This window comes from Anaerococcus sp. C0059F3 (assembly GCF_056590475.1).
In genome coordinates, this window is record NZ_JBWPWE010000001.1 from 82971 (window position 1) to 103382 (window position 20412).

At 38.1% G+C, this 20412-nt stretch carries 16 protein-coding genes; 12 read left to right on the forward strand and 4 right to left on the reverse strand.

Annotated elements, in window-relative coordinates:
* Positions 1–141: 141 nt before the first annotated feature.
* The 4 genes from AC1EJ5_RS00370 (at position 142) to AC1EJ5_RS00385 (ending at position 3532) form a co-directional block, all read left to right on the forward strand.
* Positions 142–1398, forward strand: coding sequence for an amidohydrolase family protein (locus AC1EJ5_RS00370; RefSeq protein ID WP_479813852.1), 1257 nt, complete (start codon positions 142–144; stop codon positions 1396–1398).
* Positions 1399–1682: 284 nt separating this feature from the next.
* Complete coding sequence (locus tag AC1EJ5_RS00375) at positions 1683–2060, forward strand: GntR family transcriptional regulator (protein ID WP_223418224.1); 378 nt, start codon at positions 1683–1685, stop codon at positions 2058–2060.
* Positions 2053–2919, forward strand: coding sequence for an ABC transporter ATP-binding protein (locus AC1EJ5_RS00380; RefSeq protein ID WP_348937394.1), 867 nt, complete (start codon positions 2053–2055; stop codon positions 2917–2919). Before AC1EJ5_RS00375 ends, AC1EJ5_RS00380 begins: the two co-directional genes overlap by 8 nt.
* The gene (locus tag AC1EJ5_RS00385; RefSeq protein WP_348937392.1) at positions 2900–3532 is read left to right on the forward strand and encodes an ABC-2 transporter permease; all 633 of its coding nucleotides are present in this window, start codon (positions 2900–2902) and stop codon (positions 3530–3532) included. The genes AC1EJ5_RS00380 and AC1EJ5_RS00385 overlap by 20 nt, the downstream gene beginning before the upstream one ends.
* Before the next feature lie 71 nt (positions 3533–3603).
* Here the strand turns inward: AC1EJ5_RS00385 and AC1EJ5_RS00390 are convergent, their stop codons facing one another.
* Positions 3604–4029: a DUF3021 domain-containing protein gene (locus tag AC1EJ5_RS00390; RefSeq protein WP_479813855.1), complete on the reverse strand. Its 426-nt coding sequence runs from the start codon at positions 4027–4029 to the stop codon at positions 3604–3606.
* Between the two features lie 9 nt (positions 4030–4038).
* On the reverse strand, positions 4039–4479 hold the full coding sequence (locus tag AC1EJ5_RS00395) for a LytTR family DNA-binding domain-containing protein (protein ID WP_308749304.1): 441 nt from the start codon (positions 4477–4479) through the stop codon (positions 4039–4041).
* A gap of 212 nt (positions 4480–4691) precedes the next feature.
* Here AC1EJ5_RS00395 and AC1EJ5_RS00400 point away from each other — a divergent pair, with 212 nt between their 5' ends.
* Positions 4692–6218 carry an AbgT family transporter gene (locus AC1EJ5_RS00400; protein WP_479813857.1) on the forward strand — a complete coding sequence of 509 codons (1527 nt, stop codon included), beginning with the start codon at positions 4692–4694 and terminating at the stop codon, positions 6216–6218.
* A 1138-nt stretch (positions 6219–7356) separates the two neighbouring features.
* Here the strand turns inward: AC1EJ5_RS00400 and AC1EJ5_RS00405 are convergent.
* Complete coding sequence (locus tag AC1EJ5_RS00405) at positions 7357–9060, reverse strand: DUF2207 family protein (protein ID WP_479813859.1); 1704 nt, start codon at positions 9058–9060, stop codon at positions 7357–7359.
* 136 nt (positions 9061–9196) lie between these two features.
* On the opposite strand from AC1EJ5_RS00405, the gene AC1EJ5_RS00410 reads away from it, so the two are divergent.
* The 3 genes from AC1EJ5_RS00410 to AC1EJ5_RS00420 all read left to right on the forward strand — a co-directional run bounded on the left by AC1EJ5_RS00410 (position 9197) and on the right by AC1EJ5_RS00420 (position 11957).
* Complete coding sequence (locus tag AC1EJ5_RS00410; protein WP_479813861.1) at positions 9197–10543, forward strand: TrkH family potassium uptake protein; 1347 nt, start codon at positions 9197–9199, stop codon at positions 10541–10543.
* Positions 10544–10552: 9 nt separating this feature from the next.
* Positions 10553–11209, forward strand: a complete 657-nt coding sequence (locus AC1EJ5_RS00415; RefSeq protein WP_308749409.1) for a potassium channel family protein — start codon at positions 10553–10555, stop codon at positions 11207–11209.
* A gap of 343 nt (positions 11210–11552) precedes the next feature.
* Positions 11553–11957 (forward strand): DUF3842 family protein, encoded by a 405-nt coding sequence (locus tag AC1EJ5_RS00420; protein ID WP_308749408.1) that lies wholly within the window; start codon positions 11553–11555, stop codon positions 11955–11957.
* Between the two features lie 587 nt (positions 11958–12544).
* On the opposite strand, the gene AC1EJ5_RS00425 is transcribed toward AC1EJ5_RS00420, so the two are convergent.
* Positions 12545–13792 carry an AraC family transcriptional regulator gene (locus tag AC1EJ5_RS00425; RefSeq protein ID WP_479813863.1) on the reverse strand — a complete coding sequence of 416 codons (1248 nt, stop codon included), beginning with the start codon at positions 13790–13792 and terminating at the stop codon, positions 12545–12547.
* Positions 13793–14065: 273 nt separating this feature from the next.
* Here AC1EJ5_RS00425 and argF point away from each other — a divergent pair, with 273 nt between their 5' ends.
* The 4 genes from argF to AC1EJ5_RS00445 all read left to right on the forward strand — a co-directional run bounded on the left by argF (position 14066) and on the right by AC1EJ5_RS00445 (position 20410).
* A complete protein-coding gene (argF, locus tag AC1EJ5_RS00430) occupies positions 14066–15058 on the forward strand; it encodes an ornithine carbamoyltransferase (protein WP_311480615.1) in 993 nt (330 codons plus the stop codon).
* A gap of 137 nt (positions 15059–15195) precedes the next feature.
* Positions 15196–16566 carry an alanine/glycine:cation symporter family protein gene (locus AC1EJ5_RS00435; RefSeq protein WP_479813865.1) on the forward strand — a complete coding sequence of 457 codons (1371 nt, stop codon included), beginning with the start codon at positions 15196–15198 and terminating at the stop codon, positions 16564–16566.
* A gap of 121 nt (positions 16567–16687) precedes the next feature.
* Positions 16688–17863 carry a CD0519/CD1768 family membrane protein gene (locus AC1EJ5_RS00440; RefSeq protein ID WP_479813867.1) on the forward strand — a complete coding sequence of 392 codons (1176 nt, stop codon included), beginning with the start codon at positions 16688–16690 and terminating at the stop codon, positions 17861–17863.
* A 6-nt stretch (positions 17864–17869) separates the two neighbouring features.
* On the forward strand, positions 17870–20410 hold the full coding sequence (locus tag AC1EJ5_RS00445; protein ID WP_479813869.1) for an ATP-dependent Clp protease ATP-binding subunit: 2541 nt from the start codon (positions 17870–17872) through the stop codon (positions 20408–20410).
* The last annotated feature ends 2 nt before the right edge of the window (positions 20411–20412 follow it).

Sequence of the window (20412 nt, forward strand, 5' to 3'; positions counted from 1 at the left end):
GTGATGGGCATAAAAGAGATATTGCGATCAGATAATCATCAAATTACGAGCAATATAATCAACAACAAACAAGGGCGAGCGTTGGCTTGCCCTTTTGTGATATAATATGAGTAGAAATGTTTTTATGTATGGAGAAAAATAATGAAGAAAAAATTTATAAATGCAGTAATATATGGCCACGAAGGAGCTAGTGAAATCCTCGTTGAAGATGGGATTTTTGTGGGTTTTGGCAAAGATTTAGGAGGGGCTGACCAAGTAATTGACCTTGAAGGTTCTCTTGTAATTCCACCTTATGTTGATAGCCACCTTCACCTTGACTATTACATGGTAGGAAAGACTGACAAGGCTAAAAACGAGTCGGGTACACTTTTTGAGGCTATTGACATTTGGAATGATTTCAAAAAGGGCACCAGCAAAGAAGAGATGAAGGAAAGAATAAAAGCGGCTGTCCTTGAATGTGCCAGCCACGGAACCCAATATATACGCGCCCAAACTGATTGTACCGATCCAAATTTGACAGGCATAAGAGCCGCCCTTGAAGTGAGAGATGAACTAAAAGATAAGATTACCATCCAAGTTGTAGCCTTTCCTCAAAATGGCATGTATTCCTACAAGGAAGATGGGAAAACCGGCAGAGATTTGGTAGAAGATGCCCTAAAGCTCGGCGCTGATGTGGTTGGAGGAATTCCTCACAACGAATGGTCTCGCGAACTTGGGGAAAAATCAATCAAGGAAATTGTAAGGCTTGCCCTAAAATATGACAAGCTAATAGACGTCCATTGCGATGAAACAGACGATCCAATGGCACGCTTTGTGGAAGTCCTAAATGCCGAGGCCCTAATCCACGACATCGGAAAAAGGGTCACAGCAAGCCACACCTGCTCCTTTGGGTCAGCTGACAATGCCTATGCCTTCAGGATGATGGGACTTTTTAGAAAGTCAAAGATGAATTTTGTGGCCCTTCCAACAGAAAATGCCTACCTTCAAGCGAGACAGGATACCTATCCAAAACGCAGGGGCATGACTAGGGTTCGTGAATTTGTCGACAATGACATAAATGTTTGTTTTGCTCAAGATTCCATAGTCGACCTTTGGTATCCAGCCGGCAATGGCAACCTCATGAATATCCTAGATAACGGCATCCACATGGCCCAGCTCATGAAGGAAGAAGATTTTGAAAAGGCCCTTGACCTTGTGACCATAAATGGGGCAAAGGCCATGAATTTGGAAAATTCTTACGGCTTAGATCTTGGAAAATCCGCCAATTTCATAGTCTTAGACGCATCTAGTCCTTATGATGCCATCAGAAATAGGGCAGAGTGCTTGGCAAGTGTGAGAAGCGGAGAATTTTTGTTTAAAAAGGCCAAAAGGACCTATGAAATAGACTTAAATTTATAGAAAACTTAAAAATTGATAAAGAAATTAGCCCCACTCGGGGCTTTTTTTGATAAAAAGTTTTTTAACAAATAGAATGCAATAATAAACATACTAAACCCAAGTCTATGGGATTCCTATTCACTTCGTTCATCGGAATGACCTTGGATATTTTTCTAAGTCTTTAGGGTGAATTTTAGGTTTTTCTTGGGATTTCAATTTGATTTGCAAAAACAATTCATAATTATTTCCCAAAAGTCTTGACAAATTATAACTGTTAATATACACTATATACAGATGGAGGATATATGGACATAAAAATAAATTACTCGAGTAAAGATCCGATATATTTACAAATCAAAAATCAGATTAGGGATGCAATCTTAGATGACAAGCTAGATATTGACAAACCCCTGCCTTCCATAAGGCTTCTTGCCAAGGAGCTTAGGGTGAGCGTGATTACAACCAAGAGGGCCTACGACGAATTAGAAAAGGATGGATTAATCAATTCTGTTCCAGGTAAGGGAAATTTTATCAAAAGCCAGGACCCACAAATGGTCAAGGAAAAATTCATGGTTAAAATCGAAGACCATATCAAGGAAGTCATCAAGCTTGCAAGACTAGGCGATATTTCAAAAGAAGAAATCCTCGCCCTAGTTGATATATTGGAGGATACTGATGACTGATGCAATAAAAATAAAAAATCTAGGCAAATCTTTCGGCAATTTTAGGCTGGGCCCTGTCGATTTAGGGATCAAAAAGGGAACTATAACAGGTTTTATCGGCGAAAATGGGGCTGGAAAGTCTACCACTATCAAGCTTATCCTGGATGTAATTGGCAGAGATAATGGAGCGATAGAAATTTTTGACAAGGACATAAAAGACTTGTCTGTTGACGAAAAATACAGGCTTGGCTTTGTCTACGATGACCTATTTTTGCCGGGATCTATGAAAGTGAATGAAATAGAAAAATTTCACTCATTGCTCTATAAGGACCACTGGGAGAAGGGAACTTTTTACGAATTTATGGAAAATTTTGCCCTTCCTGCTAATATTCCAATTACGACTTTTTCTAGGGGGATGAAGATGAAATTGGGTCTTGCTCTTGCCATGAGCCATGGGGCAGAAATCCTAATCCTAGATGAGCCTACAAGTGGCCTTGATCCAGTTGTTAGGGATGATTTTTTGGATATCCTCCTAGACTTTATCCAAGATGAGGACCACACAGTTTTGATTTCTTCTCACATTTTGTCAGATCTTGAAAAAATTGCCGATTACATCGCCTTTATCCATAAGGGCCAGCTAATTTTTAACGAAGAAAAAGACGGCCTAAGCGAAAAATATGGCCTTGTTTCCCTTGGAGATGAGGAATATGAAAGCCTAGATAAATCGGCCCTTGTAGGTGTGAGAAAGCATCAATTTGGCAGGGAGTGTTTGGTAAAAAGGGAAAAAATGCCAGCAGGTTTTGAAATGTCAAAACCATCTATCGAAGATATTATGGTCTATATGATAAAGGAGGCCTACAATGAAAGCCTTGATATATAAGGATTTAGTAGCTGTTAAAAAATACTTTAGATTGTTTACTTTAGCTATCTTAGCTATGATTTTCTATAGTTTTAAAGAAGGACAAATTTTAATAATATTGGGGCTTTTTATCCTGGTTCCGATAGCGCTGACTAGTACTTTTTTTGATGTAGACTTAAAATCAAACATTAATCAATATTTGATAGGACTTGGAATTGATAGAAAAAGGATAGTACTATCAAGATATGCAATTACTTGGATATTTGGAATATTTGCCATGCTAATAGTACTAATATTTAATATTAAATATCCAGATAGTAAAGAGATTTTCAACTTGCCCCTTATCCTATCCTTGACGCTTTTTTTAACAAATTTTGCATGCCTAATCCAATTGCCCTTTATGTATAAATATGGCTCGCAAAAATCAAGGATGGTCTTCACCTTAATTTACTTTTTGATATTTTTAGGAGTAAATCAAATATGGAAGAACAATCAAATTGCAATTGATTTTATAAACAAGGTATCAAATTTTAATTTAAACTTACTTAGTATTATAATTGTGGGAATTACAGTTTTACTAAATGTGGTTTCTCTAAAACTTTCTATCCATTTCTATAAAAATAAAGACTTTTGATATTATAAAAGTAAGAGCAGAAGGAATTTTAAAAGCAAAATGGTCCCGAATTTGGGACCATTTTTACTTGCTTATAACATTTTATTGATTTGACCTATCATATTTTTTTCGTAAATGTAACAAGCGAAAGATATTAATAAATAAACACCAACAAAGAAGATAACAGAAATTGCTAGGCTTAAATTATATTCAAACCATCTTAGGTAAAGACCTGCAAAGATAAAATAGACAAGCATTGCACAAAAGTGGATGGTTTGATTTAAATAGGATGCCCTATTTTTATTTTTGAAAATTGCCCCCATTAGGACAGATATCAAACCAAAGCCACCGTAAACTAAGCATTGAATAATTTTTGCATAACCTGGAGCTTGGCTTGCCACGAAGTCAGAAACTCCAACTATATTTTCTTTAATTAGTATAGATAAAATTGCCTCGATTAAGGCTCCGATACCTACACCTGCCAAAAAACCGACTAATAAATCTTTAAAATTTTTCATAATTCCTCCTTATAGACCCAAGGCCCTCCTAAATTCTTTTAGATTTCGCCTAGAAACGTAGGCCACATCACAATTTGTAAGCTCGACTGCTATTGTTCCTGTGAAGGAAAGGTCGAGTTTTTTTACAAAATCTAGATTTACAATATCTGAACGAGAAATTCTTATAAATTTTTTCTTATCAAGCCTCTTATCCAATTCAGAAATAGTAAGCCTTGACGAAAAAGTCCCGTTTTTCGTTTTAATAAAGACGGACTTATCTTGGGCAAAAATTCTTATAATTTCTTCGTGAGAGAGGATAAAAACTTCCTTATCACGAAAGGCCACAAGCTTGTCAATCAGCCTGTCAGCCAGCAAATCCTTTATGGTTTCGACTTCCTTTGAATATTCTTTGGCGAATATTTTTACCTGGGTTTCGTCGATGGTTTGATCAATTATTATGTCAACTTTCATCCCTACCTCCTGATTCTATTATAAAGCCTAGGTCCAACTTATGCATTGATTTTCGGATAAAAGGTCAAAATTCGGCGACAAACGGTCGGGGAAGAAGGTTTTAGATGAGTTTTGGAATACTTTAGGTGAATTTAGTTGAAAAACTCGTATATTAAAAAGGTGTTATTTTTTTAAGAATATAAAAACACTATTTTAATATATAAGGAGGACTTATGTCTAAGAATAAAAATAAGGGAGGGGTTCTGGCTAAGATCGAAAGAGTCGGCAATGCCTTACCCCACCCTGCTATAATTTTTGTCATTATGATTGGAATCTTAGCCATCATTGCACAAATTTGTGCATCGGCTGGAGTTTCTGTATCATACTATGACGCAAAGGCAGAAGCGGAATCAACAATAAAGGCCATTGGACTTTTAAATGCAGAAGGCATCCGCTATATGTTTTCATCCCTAGTTGATAACTTCACATCCTTCGCACCTCTCGGTGTAGTTTTAGTTGCTATGCTTGGTGTGGGTGTGGCTGAAGATGCAGGATTTTTTGATGCTGGCCTTAAGAAGATGCTTTCAAATGTGCCACCAATGATCTTGACTGCAGCGGTTGTCTTTACAGGAATTGTCTCAAATATCGCATCTGATGCGGGTTATGTAGTGGTAGTTCCTCTTGGAGCAATGATTTTTGCGGCAGCTGGTAAGCACCCAATAGCTGGTCTTGCTGCGGCCTTTGCAGGTGTATCTGGTGGATTTTCTGCCAACCTCATCTTTGGACCGACAGACGTGCTTCTTGGTGGGATTACCAACGAAGCCCTAAGAGCTGCTAATATCGACTACACAGTATATCCTCAAGCTAACTGGTATTTCCTAATTGTTTCTACCTTTGTTTTAACAATCGTAGCGACATTTGTCACAGAAAAGGTCATAATTCCAAACCTAGGTCAGTACACAGGAGCCTATGTCCACGAAGATAAGCCACTTACAGACCTTGAGAAAAAGGGACTCAAAAATTCTTTAATTGCGTTTTTAGTCTTTGCTATAGTCATGGCAATATTAATGGTTCCAGAAAATGCGATTTTAAGAGAGGCAAACGCAGAGGGCAAGATGACCCTAGAAGCCTTTATGGGCAAGGGCCTAATCGCAGCAATTCTATTTATGTTCCTCATACCAGGCTATGTATTTGGAAGGACAACAGGCAAGTTTAAGAACTCAACTGACCTAATAGGAGCTATGACCAAGTCTATGGAATCAATGAGCGGATTTTTGGTACTAGCATTTTTCGCAGCCCAATTCGTGTCATTTTTCGCCTACACAAACCTCGGCACAATCCTATCTGTAAAGGGAGCTGAATTTTTGGAATCGATAAAATTAACAGGAGTACCATTAGTAATCCTCTTTATCATCCTATCAGCCTTCATCAATCTATTTATAGGATCGGCCTCAGCCAAATGGGCAATCATGGCGCCAATCTTTGTGCCAATGTTTATGAACATGGGACTTTCCCCAGAACTAAGCCAAATGGCATACAGGATAGCAGACTCATCAACCAACATCATAAGCCCACTAATGAATTATTTTGCAATGATAGTAATCTTCATGCAAAAATATGACAAAGACAGGGGACTTGGAACCTTAATTTCAACCATGCTACCATATTCGATAGCATTTTTAATCTTCTGGACCTTGCTATTAGTTGGATGGATGATATTTAAAATTCCATTAGGACCAGGAGTGGCACTATTTGTTTAAAATCTATCCGAGATAATGGTAGTAAAAACTTTGCAGGCAAAGTTTTTGCGGTTTTCAAAATTTCTCAAGGTGCAAAGCACCGCAGTAGAAATTTATGAAAAACCTTATGTAATTTTTTCTGTAGGTTGCGACGAATAGGAGCAATCGAAAGAAAAAGATCACGTTCCTTAAGTTGTTAATCCGAGATTAACCATATCTTATAAATATTCTAGGTCATTTACATGACCCCTCCGTAAAAAAGGGGAGGCCCAAGGTTGGATTTTTTTATCCTAGATAAATTATATTTTTATCTAGGATTTTTTTATTATATCTTTAATTATTTCTTAGCCATTTACATGGCTGCTTCGTAAAAAGGGGAGCCCAGGGGAACGTTCCGGACGTTCCCCAACCTGCCTCCCCAGACCCCACTCGGCTACCTCCTCCGGCCGGCCCCTTACGGGGGACAAGGAGTTTGCCTTCGGCAAACGTGTTGGTATGGAGGAGTCCTTGTTTAGGAATAATATTTAGTTAACTTTTTAAAATCCCAAGCCTCCTAAAAATTGCAATCTCGTCTGACTTGTGTTTTACATTTGAAAATTAGTTCACAGTAGTTATTGTAATCTTAATTGTAATTGACTGTCAGTGCAATTTTCTTCACGGATGCTTGGGATTTTAAAATACTTGGTCTTAAGTTTTCCACTCTTTGCTTGAGAATGCAAAACTCATATAGCAAAGTTTAGCAAAGCCAAACGAGCCTGGCAAATCCTAGAACTTCGAGACCAATCCACCCCTTTATCAGGTAAAGATTTCTAATAGAAAGCCCCGTTAAGAAAACTGATTGTTTGAGCGTTAGCGAGTTATCAGTTTTTAAGGGCTTAAATATTGGAAATCTGTGAGGGGATACTTAATCTTATACAAGGTAATTCTCTCTACATAAAAAAGCTTGCCGAAAAGGCAAGCTTACTTATCTGCCCTCCGCTAAGGAGCCGCTTGTGGGGTGTAACGGAGAGGGGGTTCAAGGGGGAGGCCGATGAGGACCCATGCGGAAGGGTCCTTGGGCCTCCCCCTTTTTACGGAGTGGTCATGTCAATGACCTTAACCTACACAAGATAAAGATATTTTATAAAAATAAGAACAAATAACTTATCTTGGATAAGATTTACCTTCCTCCTCCACCTCCTCCACCAAAGGATCCGCCGCCTCCTCCAACGGAAGTTTGACCTCCAAATCCTGCATTTGAAAACCCAGTAGTATTGGCGTAGGATTGGTTGATGGATTTTGAGTAAGCCCCTGCATTGGTGAAAAAGTATGGGTGGTAGATGAAGTATGGTTCCTCTTTGTAGTTTTCGTCTACAAATTCTTGGAAATTGCTATCCACATTTAAAAGAATGGAGTAGATGAGGTATTCTTTCCAATTTTTAATCTCTTCTGGGGCTTTTGTGCCGACTTCGGCATAGTCTCTTAAGTATGACTTAAAGCCCAAAATATTTTCATATAGTTTAAGACCCGTATCTGTAATCCTTAGTTCCTTGCCGGTTTTTCTTGAATTTAAGAAGGTCTTTTCGTATTCGTAGTCTTCGATGTATCCAGCATTTTTCAAGGCTTCTATAGACTTATCTTCAAGGTCGTCATAGATATTATCTATATCATCCTTCTTGGCTTTTAAATATTTTGAAAAGTCGTAGTCAGTGAGTCTCTCGCTATTTTTTCTAAGACTCGCCTTATAAAGCATTTCAAAAATACTTTTTTCTATATTACCCATGTCTTCTGGTTTTGATAGGATTTTTATGGCCTGAGATTCCAAAAATCCTGGCTCGCCATCACCTAGGTCAATATGGCCCTCCATGGCCCATTTTAGGATGAAGGCGTTCATGTAGGAGGCACCAAGGTCGCCACCTATGATTGGGATTTGGTCTATAAGATAGGCTAAATCCTCGATATGGCCCTCGTAAGGAAGGCCCCTGTAATACTTATCTTTGAAATCTTTTGGATGTGGGAGATCTTTTACATTGGCGAGCCTTTTTTCGTCAAAATGTAATTTGCTAAATCTTACTCCCCAAAATATTCCGCCAAGACCAAGGGCGATGGCCAGGCTAATTAGGGTCTTGGCCCAGATTGGTAAAGGAATTTTATAGGCGGTTCCTTCATTTTCTTCCCATTTTGACCCCTTGACTGCCTGGTTGGCGTAGTCGGCGAAATTTTTATCTTCCCTGTAGGAAGTGGCAAAAGTTCCCTTTGGGAATTTCACCATAACGGTAGTGTAGTTTACATCTCCAGTTGATTTTAGAATTATTTCCCCGTTTTCTTCGTGGATTAGACCCTTAAGGCCAAAGGCCCAAAACTTTATATCTGAAAATGGTTTATAGCCCGTAATTTTGATATTTACTTTCTCAGGCTCAGGGTCAAAATTATCTCCGACAAAGGTGAAAACCACCATGTCTGAATCCTTTAATCCGATTGCTAGAGGATTTATTTTGTATTTTAGCTTATAGGTATTGTCAGAGTAATTTGAAATTCCCCAACAAAGCTCGACTTCGTCCTCATCCCTTGTGATGACGCCGGACTTGTAGGCCTTTTCGTTAAAATCGAGGTCTGTATCCCAAGGATCCCTATTTTCGAAAGTCTTGCCAAAGGCTTCTAGGCTAAAGTCTTCGATTTTTAGTCCTCTTAGGTTGTTTATGGTCTTGTATCTTTCTGTATAATCTTCGTTGGTTTCGTTGATTTTCCAAATCTCTTCAATGGAGCCGATGCCTTTTTCATCTATATTTGCCTCTATTGATATTTCCCTAAATTCGTCAGCGTGGGCGCTTTGTGGGATAAAAATCCCCAAAATAATTGCTAGTGTTATAAAAATTTTTTTCATAAATCCTCCTTAAAAATATTATACAAGAAAAAACTTCTTTCCATAGTTTTCATTCTAAGAATAAGTTTACAATCCCTTTGACCAATAGGATTTGAGGGGTAAAATTGCTCTACAGGCAAGAATTTTAGGAGCTATTATGAACAAAAACTTTATCAATAAATTATACGCTAAGATTAGCCTTAACCCGCCAATGGTCTTGAGTCTGGGTTTTGCTATCCTTATTATTGCGGGCGGTTTACTTTTATCCCTCCCATTTTTCACCAAATCTGGCCAGGCGACACCCTTGGTCGACTCTTTATTTGTAGCGGCAAGTGCCTCTTGTGTAACAGGCCTTACTCCCGTTAACACACTCGAACATTGGAACACCTACGGCCACATTTTAATCATTATCCTAATCCAAATAGGGGGACTGGGGGTCATGAGTTTGGCCTCAATTATTCCTTTGATTTTGGGTAAGAAAATCGGAATGAAGTCCAGGCAAATCTTAAAGGAACAGCTAAATGTCGAAAGCCTTGAAGGCATGATTGTCCTTTTTAAATACGTTTTGGCCTTCACTTTTGGGACAGAAGTTCTAGGAGCAATCCTCCTTTCCATAAAATTTGTGCCCTTGTATGGGGCTGGCAAAGGCGTCTGGTATGCGGTATTTCATTCAATCTCAGCCTTTTGTAATGCGGGTTTTGATATTTTGGGAGATTCCATTTTCCCATTTAGGGACGATTTATTAATTAACCTCACCCTTTGTGCCCTTGTAATAGTCGGTGGTTTGGGTTTTGTGGTGACAAGTGAACTTTTTAGACGCAGATCATTTAAGAAATTATCAACCCACTCCAAATTGGTCCTTATGGTAACAGCTATCCTTTTGGTATTAGGAACTGTCATGTTTTTATTTCTGGAAAACGAAGACGGGGTCCTTCAATACGAGACCTTGAAAGGGTCAATCCTTGAATCCTTCTTCCAATCAGTTGTGGCAAGGACTGCTGGTTTTTATTCGGTAGACCTATCCAAGATTAAGGATTCGACAGCCCTTATGCTCATGGGACTAATGTTTGTGGGAGGTTCTCCAGGATCAACCGCAGGTGGTATCAAGACAACAACCCTAGGCGTTCTCGTTTTATCAACCCACGCAGTTGTTAGGGGCGAAAGCGAACCGGTAGTTTTTGGCAGACATATTGGAACAGAGACCGTAAGAAAGGCCCTTGCAATATTCTTGGTTTCTATAGTCATTATCCTTTCTGTAAGCTTCATGCTCGCCATTACAGAAAGTGCGCCACTTGTAGATATTTTGTATGAAACAGTATCAGCCCTAGCCACAGTCGGGGCAAGCAAAGGAATTACACCACATTTAACAGATGCAGGCAAAAATTTAATTACCTTGTGTATGTATTTGGGCCGTATCGGTCCAATGACCATGGCCTTTGCCTTTGGCATGAAGGCTAAAAAGAGCCTAATTAGGTATCCAGAGAGTTTTATAAGTATAGGTTAAGGAGAAAATATGAAAGAAAAAAACGTACTAGTATTGGGTTTGGGCAGGTTTGGATCGGCCCTTGCCAAAAAATTATTTGAAAAAGGCGTGGAGGTCATGGCCGTTGATAGGGACTATACCAAGGTCCAAAGGATGGCCGACCAAGTGACCTATGCCGCACAGGCTGATATGACAGATGAAGAAGCTATGAAGGATTTGGGCATCAAAAACTTTGACATAGCAGTAATTGCAACAGGGTCGAATATCGAAGCATCTATTGAGGCTACCTTGCTATGCAAGGATGCGGGAATAACTACCGTAATTGCCAAGGCTACAACAGCCACCCACGAGAGAATTTTAGAAAAAATCGGGGCTGACAAGATAATTTTCCCAGAACTCGACAGTGGTGAGAGACTTGCCAGGGTGATTTCAGGATCAAACCTCCTAGAATTTATAGAATTTTCTAACGAATTCTCTCTTGCAGAAGTCAGAGTCCACCAGGCTTGGATAGGCAAGGACCTTAAGGATTTGGATTTCAGAAATAAATACAACTTGAACGTAGTCGCTTTTGAAAGAAGTGGGAGCACAATTATAAACCCAGGTCCACACACAAAAATCGAGAAAAATGACCTAATTGTTTTGCTGGGCAAAAAAGAAGATGTAGAAAAAGTTTCTAGTGAAAAATAAGTTAAAAATTTGGGAAAACGACAGGAAAATATATAAAAGTTGAAAATTGAAGGCTAATAAAAAAGGTTGAAAAAGTTTGCATAAGTTAAAATTTATGTTATAATATAAACAGCTATCAAATAGCTAGGTTTTTCATTATTAATTCCTTATAGTTTTCCCTTTTGAAAACTAGGACTAACTTATTCTTTTCTATTGGGAAGGGGCCTTGTTGGCCCTTTTCTTATGCGAAAAATCATGAAAAGGACAAAACTTGTTTAAAATTTTGCCTTAAATTTATTTCTTCTTTAAAAGTTTAAAAAATAAGGAATTTATGTTATAATAATATCAATAGAATAGAGGTTATATGAAAGTATTAGTAATTGATGCCCAGGGCGGAGGTCTTGGCAAACAGCTTGTTAGCTCCATTAGAGAAAACCATAAAGATTTAGACGTCACCTGTGTAGGGACAAATTCCCATGCCGCAAGTGCTATGTTAAAGGCAGGAGCCAGCAGAGCAGCCACAGGCGAAAATGCTTTGATTTACAATTGTCAGTTGGCTGATATAATCATAGGCCCAATTGGCATCCTACTTACAAACTCAATGTGCGGGGAAATTACCGGCAAAATGGCAGAAGCCGTTTCCACATCAAGGGCAAAAAGAATTTTGATCCCCTTCCTCCACGATGATAATGTTATTGTAGGTGTGAGTGATTATTCTATGAAAAAATTAATAAGTCTAGCTCTAGAAGAGCTCGAAAAAAATATATAGCTTTTATCTGTGGCCTACAAGAAAGTAATGCCAGACGGCAAAGCCGTTATTATCAGAAGATGAAAGTTTAATTTACGTTTATACTATGAAGGTATAGAAAAATCCCCCAGGGATATTTCTATACCTTTTTTATTGGTCAAAGTCTGATTTTATAAAGTTAAATAATTTTAAGATAAAATCAGGGCAAAACATAAATTAACTAGGCTTTGAGAAATATTTGAAAATAAAGTCTCCATTTACACAAAAAAGCCTAAAAACCCATAGTATGCCTTGCAAATTGCTGGGCAGTGGTTTCTATCTTTTTATTAGAAAGATTACGAGAATTAAATTAGTCTCACCCCTTAAGTTAAGAAAAAGAAAGAAACCATATAAAGATAAAACCACAGAAGCCTATCTTTCTGTCTACAAAAATTAGGGGCGCTGAGGATTTAAAGTATATTTCCTTTCTTCTCTCAATCCTCAAAGTGGTTTTATTCCTTTCTTCTCTGGGCGGGGGACTTGGACTTTTACATAATTTAGTCCTCTGTTCCTTGCCCAAACAAATAAAAAGTGGGAGCCATCTCCCACTTATCACATATTAAAAATATTTATTTTGGCAAGTCTGCTAAATGACCCGACCTAAATTCAGATGGGGTCATGCCAACGTGTTTTAAAAAGTTTCTCAAAAGTGTCTTTGGTGAATTGTAACCAACACCTATGGCTATATCTGTGATTGGCTCGTCAGTGTTTACTAAGAGGTCACAAGCCGCATGGACCCTTACTTGGTGGAGGTAGGAATAGAAGTTTTGTTCCATAAAATAGACAAAAATCTTGTTGATATTCCTTGGTGTAATGTCAAATTTCTTGGAAACCTCCATTATATCAATGTCTTCTGCATAGTTTTCATTTACAAAATCAATTAGTTTTAAGTCTTCAGGCTTAAAGGTGAAAGACTCCTTGCCTTCAAGTAGTTGGTTAAGTCGCCTAAAATCTTTGGTAGAAATGGCTTGCTTAGACTGAAAAACCTTGGAAAGTTGGGCAGGATCTGAATAATGAACTGCATTTGCAATCTCCTTTAGGGTCATATCTGTGTGGCTTAAAAGAAATTTTGCTTTATAAATCCTGATTTCGTGGAGAATATCAAGAAAACCGAGCCCGGTCACATCTTTGATGTATTGGCTAATGGCCGATTCTGACATGAGAAAAATTTTTGATAAGACTTCAAGACTTATGTCCTTGGATGAGTTTAAAAACATATACATAAAGATGTTTTCAGGCCTTGCGGCGATTGATTCGCCAAAGGTGTCATCGTCGTTTATATATCTCATGTAGATTATCAAAAGCTCGCTAATCTTGCACATAAGATAAATTGTTGAGAATTTTTTCTTGGTGTGGATGATTAGGTTTAGGGAATGGACCCCGACTTCTTTTCTTATATCCTCAAAGATTTCCTCGATTTTATCGCAAGCTTCGAGGTCGTAAAGAGCTGATTCGCTCGAATAGAGACACTTAATAAAGTCAACCTCTTCTTTATTTAAATTTAGCTGGCTTTTAGTGTAAATGTTTATTAAATTAAAGTTATAAACTAAAAGGTAGTAGGAAATATTCTTTTCTACTTCGATTATTTCTGAAGTTTGCCAAGGAAGGATAGAGATAACGGCGCCAGGCGCCATCTTATAGACCTTATCTTGTATTTTAATCTTGCCTTCACCTTCTAGTATGTACAAAAATCTACTGTGCTTATGCATAAGGGGCAGGGTCTTTCCGTTATCTGACTGGATATCAAAACTAATGAGGTTTGACTCGGTCATAGATGAGGAAAACGAATCCTGCAAAGTTATATATTTTTTGCCCATAAAAGAAAGCCTCCTTATATTATGGTATTTTTTCTTTTTTTATTTTCAAGATATTTTGCGATTTTTTTATAATATTTTTACAAAAAACGTTTGCTCTTTGCAAAATTCGCCAAAAAATTTCAATCAAAGTGGTCTTTTTGAAGATTTTTAAATTTCTGACAAAAAAATTCGACGTTTTTGTCCGAACCCGATTTTAAAATTGTGATATTATATAAGTGTGAAATCGTTACTAAAAATCTATTGGTAACAAATAATAATAAAGGAGAGATTATTATGGCAAAGAATTTTAGAGGAAAATCATTCTTAAAATTAATGGATTTTTCAACAGAGGACATCAGATACTTATTAGATTTATCTAAAAACTTCAAGGACATGAAGAGAGCTGGTATCCCACACAGATATCTTGAAGGCAAAAACATTGCTATCATATTCGAAAAAACATCTACAAGAACAAGATGTTCATTTGAAGTAGCTGGTTATGACCTAGGTATGGGCGTAACATATCTTGATCCAACAGGATCTCAAATCGGCCACAAAGAATCTGTAGCTGATACTGCAAGAGTTCTTGGTAGAATGTATGATGGTATCGAATTTAGAGGATTCAAACAAGAACACGTTGAAGAGCTTGCTAAATACTCTGGTGTTCCAGTATGGAACGGTCTAACAGACCAATGGCACCCAACACAAATGCTAGCTGATATGCTAACAATCGAGGAACATTTTGGACGTCTAAAAGGTCTAAAATTTGTATACTTTGGTGATGCTAGAAATAACATGGCAAACTCTCTAATGTTAGTTTGTGCTAAACTTGGTGTTGACTTTGTAGCATGTGCTCCAAAAGAATTATTCCCAGAAGAATGGCTAGTTAAAGAATGCGAAAAAATCGCAGCAGAAAACTTCTCAACAGTTACACTTACAGAAGATGTAGACGCAGCAAGCAAAGATGCTAACGTAATCTACACAGACGTTTGGGTATCTATGGGTGAACCAGAAGAAGAATGGGAAAAGAGAATTAAGATCCTTAAACCATACCAAGTAACAAAAGAAATTATGGCTAACGCAGACAAAGAAGCTATCTTCCTACACTGCCTACCATCATTCCACGACAAAGAAACAAAAGTTGGAAAAGAAATATTTGAAAAATACGGTATGGAATCAATAGAAGTAACAGACGAAGTATTCGAAAGCGCACAATCATTAGTATTTGAAGAAGCAGAAAACAGAATGCATACAATCAAAGCAGTTATGTATGCAACACTTTGCTAGTTTTTAGACGAAACTAGATTATAAAAAATACAAGGATGGGGCTGGCCTTAGGAAGTAAACTTAGATTCTTGAAAATCTTCATTAGTCTAAGAGGAAACCTCTTGGCCAAGGCTCCATAAAATTAAAAAGGAATTATTATGCAAGCAATATTAGATATGATATCAAAACTTACAGGTTGGTTCTGGGGATGGCCTATCCTTATAGTATTACTAGGCGGCGGTCTTTTAATATCATTTAGAATGGGATTCGTTCAAATCAAATACCTACCATTCATTCTTAAGCAAACGTTTGGAAAGATGTTTGCATCAGATGTTGGCGGTGAAGGTTCAGTTTCACCATTCCAAGCAGCATCAGCAGCCCTTGCTTCATCAATAGGTGCAGCAAATATCGTAGTTGCTCCATCAATTATCTTTACAGCAGGTCCAGGAGCAGTATTCTGGATGTGGATAGCAGCTATTATCGGTCAAGGAACAAAATTTGCAGAAATCGTACTTGGTATTAAATACCGTGAGAAAAACGCCGACGGAGAGTTCGTAGGTGGACCAGCTTATACATTCAAAAAAGGTATAGGCGGAACAGCAGGTAAGATAATGGGTTTCCTAGTATCATTCTTCTTTATGATTGAAATCCTTCCATCTATTACCCTACAAACAATCTCAGCAGTAGGCCCACTTGAACAATTAGGCCTAAGCCGTGTTGTTGCAGCAGTTGTTATTACTTTATTAGTAGTATTAGTTGCTTACGGCGGTATCAAGAGAATCGCTCAAGTAACAGAAAAAATGGTTCCATTCATGGCAGCCCTATACATCATCATGGGTCTTATAGTTATAATCATGCACGCTGATCAAATTCCAGCAGCTTTCAAAGAAATCTTTGTTGGCGCATTTAACCCAAGAGCTATAGGCGGTGGTATTGCAGGTGCAGGTATCTCAGCACTTATCAAAGCCGGTGCAGCTAGAGGATGCTACTCTAACGAAGCTGGTATGGGTTCAGCTCCATACGCACACGCTACAGCAGTTACAGACCATCCATGCCGTCAAGGTATGTGGGGTGTATTTGAAGTAATCGCAGATACAGTCATAGTTTGTACAATTTCTGCCCTTGTTGTATTAACAACAGGTCTATGGCAAAACCCAGACATGAAAGACATCGGAGTTGAAAGAGCATTCAACACAGCTTTCGGTCAAATTGGTACAGCTGTTATAGCTATTTCCCTATTCCTATTTGTACTTTCTACAATCGTAGTAATAGTATTCTACGCTGAAAAACAAGGTGAATACTTATTTGGTACAACAGTAGGTAAGATAGTAAGATTTATAGCATGTGCTATGATCCTTCTTGGTGGATTCGTATCATTTGATAACGCAGGAGTATTTCTTGATGCGACCCTAGGATTAGTAGTATTTACCAACATGGTTGGTATGATTCTTCTAAGTGGTGAAATTAGAGAGCTTGTAGATGACTTCTTCAAGAATCCTAAATATTACCCAGGAGCAAAAGAAAAATAAATTAAACTAAAGTTTAATTAACAGATGCATAAAACTAAAAATGTCCGATTCTTTCGGATATTTTTAGTTAAGGCATTTGAAAAAATATAAATTCAAGATTTATCTTGTTAAGGATGATTAAATGGAAGAATTACAAGAAGTAAAAGACGAACTAAAAATGGATAAAACCATAAAGAAAGATGTAGGCCCAGAAGTATTTATATTTCTTGCTATCTTTCTAGGCCTCTTTATCTATATGGGTTCTATAATGGGCGGGACAAACATGATCAAAACTATGATGCTTACATCATATGATCTTTTGATGAATGTCTGCCTATATTTGATGGCCGTTGCAGTTTTAGCAGGTGGTATATCTGCTATATTTTCAGAATTTGGCGTTATTGCCTTAGTAAACAGGCTAGTTTCAAAGATAATGAAGCCTATATACGACCTACCAGGCGCATCTTCTCTTGGTATGCTAAATTGTTTTATGTCTGATAACCCAGCCATACTAACACTTGCAGCAGATAACAACTTTAGAAAGTATTTCAAAAAATACCAGATGCCAGCTTTAACCAATCTAGGAACTTCCTTTGGTATGGGACTTATCACAGTTACATCTATGATGGCCCTACCAGTTGATAATGCTATGAAGGGCGCCCTTGTTGGTCTCCTTGGTGCTGTAGTTGGTTCTATAATATCAGTTAGACTTATGATTTCTAGGACCAAAAAATATTACGGTACAGAAGAAATGGTTGAAACCAAAGGGGCAGCAAACGTACCAGACGGCTATAGAAAGGTTAGAGAAGGAACAGCAGGAGCTAGGTTTATAACAGCCTTCCTAGATGGTGGTAAGGTCGGAGTAGACATGGGTGTTGCAATCATCCCAGGCGTTTGTCTCATTTGTACCCTAGTTGTTATGCTTACAAATGGCGCAGGCCCAAATGGTTATACAGGCGAAGCCAACCAAGGTATTGCAATTCTACCAATGATAGGCGAAAAACTTGCCTTTATCATAAACCCACTTTTTGGTTTTAACTCACCAGAAGCCATAGCTGTGCCAATCACAGCCCTAGGCTCAGCTGGAGCAGCTCTTGGTGTTGTAGCAGATATGTCCGGCAGAGGCGTTGTGACAGCAAACGACATAGCAGTATTTACATCAATTTGTATGTGCTGGTCAGGCTATTTATCAACCCACATAGCCATGATGGATGCCCTAGAGACTAAAGAAATGACAGGTAATGCAATATTGTGCCATACTATAGGAGGACTCGGAGCAGGTATAGCTGCCCATCTTATATTTATGGTGATAGGATAGGTAAATATGGACATAAGTAAGTATTCACAATCTTCTGTGGAAATTATTAAAGAAGCTAATAAGGTTGCCATCAGGAAAAACAATGTAGAAGTATCTGACCTTCACATTTTCTATTCGATTTTGACCTTAGAGGAAAAATTAATAAGAACCTATTTTAAGGAACTTAAGGTAATCTACCAAGATGTTTTGGATGATACAGAAAATGCCCTGACCAAATTAAGGTCAGCCAAGGGGATTTCCTCCCTCTATACATCTAGGTCTTATCAAAGAGCTCTTTTGATAGCAGAAGAAATTTCTAGAAACCAGTTTGAAGAAAAAATAAAGACCGAACACTTAATTCTTGCCCTTTTGAGGGAAGCTGATATGCCAACAGCAAAACTTGCGGCGACCCACGGTCTTACTTACCAAAACTTCAACGAACTTGTTGCCAAGAAATTCAACGAATACCTACTAAAGGGCGTCGACCAAGAAACTATAATTAATCTTGAAAAATACGGGACAGTCCTCACAAAGGAAGCCATCGAAGGAAGGCTAGATCCGGTTATTGGCAGGGAAGAAGAAACCAGAAACGCCATCAGGATTTTATCTAGAAGGATAAAAAACAATCCGGTCTTAATCGGGGATGCAGGTGTTGGTAAAACTGCTATAGTTGAAGGTATTGTTCAAAGGATTGTGGCAGGCGACGTGCCAGATGATTTAAAAGATAAGATAATATTCTCCCTAGATATGACAGCCTTAGTTGCTGGAGCAAAATACAGGGGAGATTTTGAAGAAAGACTTAAAAAAATTCTTGAAATTATCAAGGACTCTAAGGGAAGGATAATTCTATTTATAGATGAAATCCACAATATAATAGGCTCGGGTTCTGCAAGTGGGACCATGGATACAGCCAATATGCTAAAACCGATGCTGGCACGTGGCGAGATTTTAACAATAGGTGCAACTACCATCGAAGAATACAGAAAGCACATCGAGGTAGACAAGGCCCTTGATAGGCGTTTCCAAAAAATCCTAATCGAGGAGCCAAGCGTTGAGACGACAATTGCCATCATGAGGGGAATAAAATCCAAATACGAAAACCACCACATGATAAAGATAACAGACCCTGCTATCACAGAAGCGGTTAAACTTTCAAAGAGGTTTTTGACTGAGAGAAAACTCCCAGATGTGGCAATAGATGTAATCGATGAGGCTTGTGCCCAGGTAAAAATGGCAAGGGACCAAAAACCAGAAGAGCTAGATAAGCTCCACAGGAAAATTGTCCAACTTGAAATGGAAAATATAGCCCTCAAAAACGAAAAAGACAGCTTATCGACCCACAGGTCCAAGGAAAAAGAAGAAGAAATCAAAAAGCTTGAAGAAGAACTTGCCGAAAAAACTGACCTATATGAAAAAGAAAAAGAAAGACAAGAAAGTCTAGTCAAGCTTGAAAGAGAAATCGACATCATTGGCTTTGAAATAGAAGAAGCCAAGGATAAGAGAGACTTTGAAAACCTTGATAAGTTCGTAAGTCTAAAAGAAAAAGTAAGCGAAAAATTAAAGAAAATAGAAGATCAGGGCGAATATTATCCGCTAAGGACAAAGGTTGGCGTTTCAGAAGTCAAAGATATTATTTCAAAGATGAGCGGAATGCCAAAGTCCAAGCTCCAATATGATAAACTTGACTCTATTAAACTTGTTAGAGAAAAACTTAAGGAAGAATTCGTTGGCGGCGATGATATGATCGATAAGATTATAAATACTTACATCATATCAGAAGGCGGCCTCTTTGAAAGAACAAAGCCAGTCCTAAGTTTTATTGTTTCAGGACCATCATCTTCGGGTAAGTCTTATATATCGGCCCTTTTGGCAGACTACCTATATGAGGGAGAAAAATCCCTACTTAGCTTCGATATGAGCGAGTTTACTGATAAGTCATCAATCACCAAGCTGATTGGTGCCCCTCCTGGCTATGTTGGATACGAATTCGGAGGAGTATTGACCCAGGCATTAAGGACCAGACCTTACAGTGTGTTGGTTTTTGAAAATATCGAAAACGCCCACTTCGAGGTGCAAAACTTGGTCCTACAAATCATCCAAGACGGCACAATCAAGGATAACAAGGGACGCGACATCAACCTTAAAAACTCAATCGTAGTCCTAACCATGACTGTAGATAGTGACGAAGATTACGAAAAATTAGTCAAAGAAAAATTTGACGTGGACTTTGGCAAATATGTCGATTACGTCTTCAAACTAAGCCCTCTAGATGATGATAAATTAGATAAGCTTATTTCCCTAAACTTCAGGGAATTAGAAAAAGCCCTAGCAGATAGACAGATAAAACTATCCTATGCGGACGGATTTTTTGATAAATTCGGCGTCTATGCCAAGGAAGAAGGTTTTGATGCAAGGAGCTTAAAGAAGCTTATAGAACAGGATGTTTACTTTTTGATTTGCGAGAAAAATCTCGAAAGCGAAATAAAAGCATTCTCAGAATTAACTTTGGATTTTGATTGTGAAAATAAGTTCACTGTCGAATTAAAAGAAAATAAAAATAAGGAGTAGAA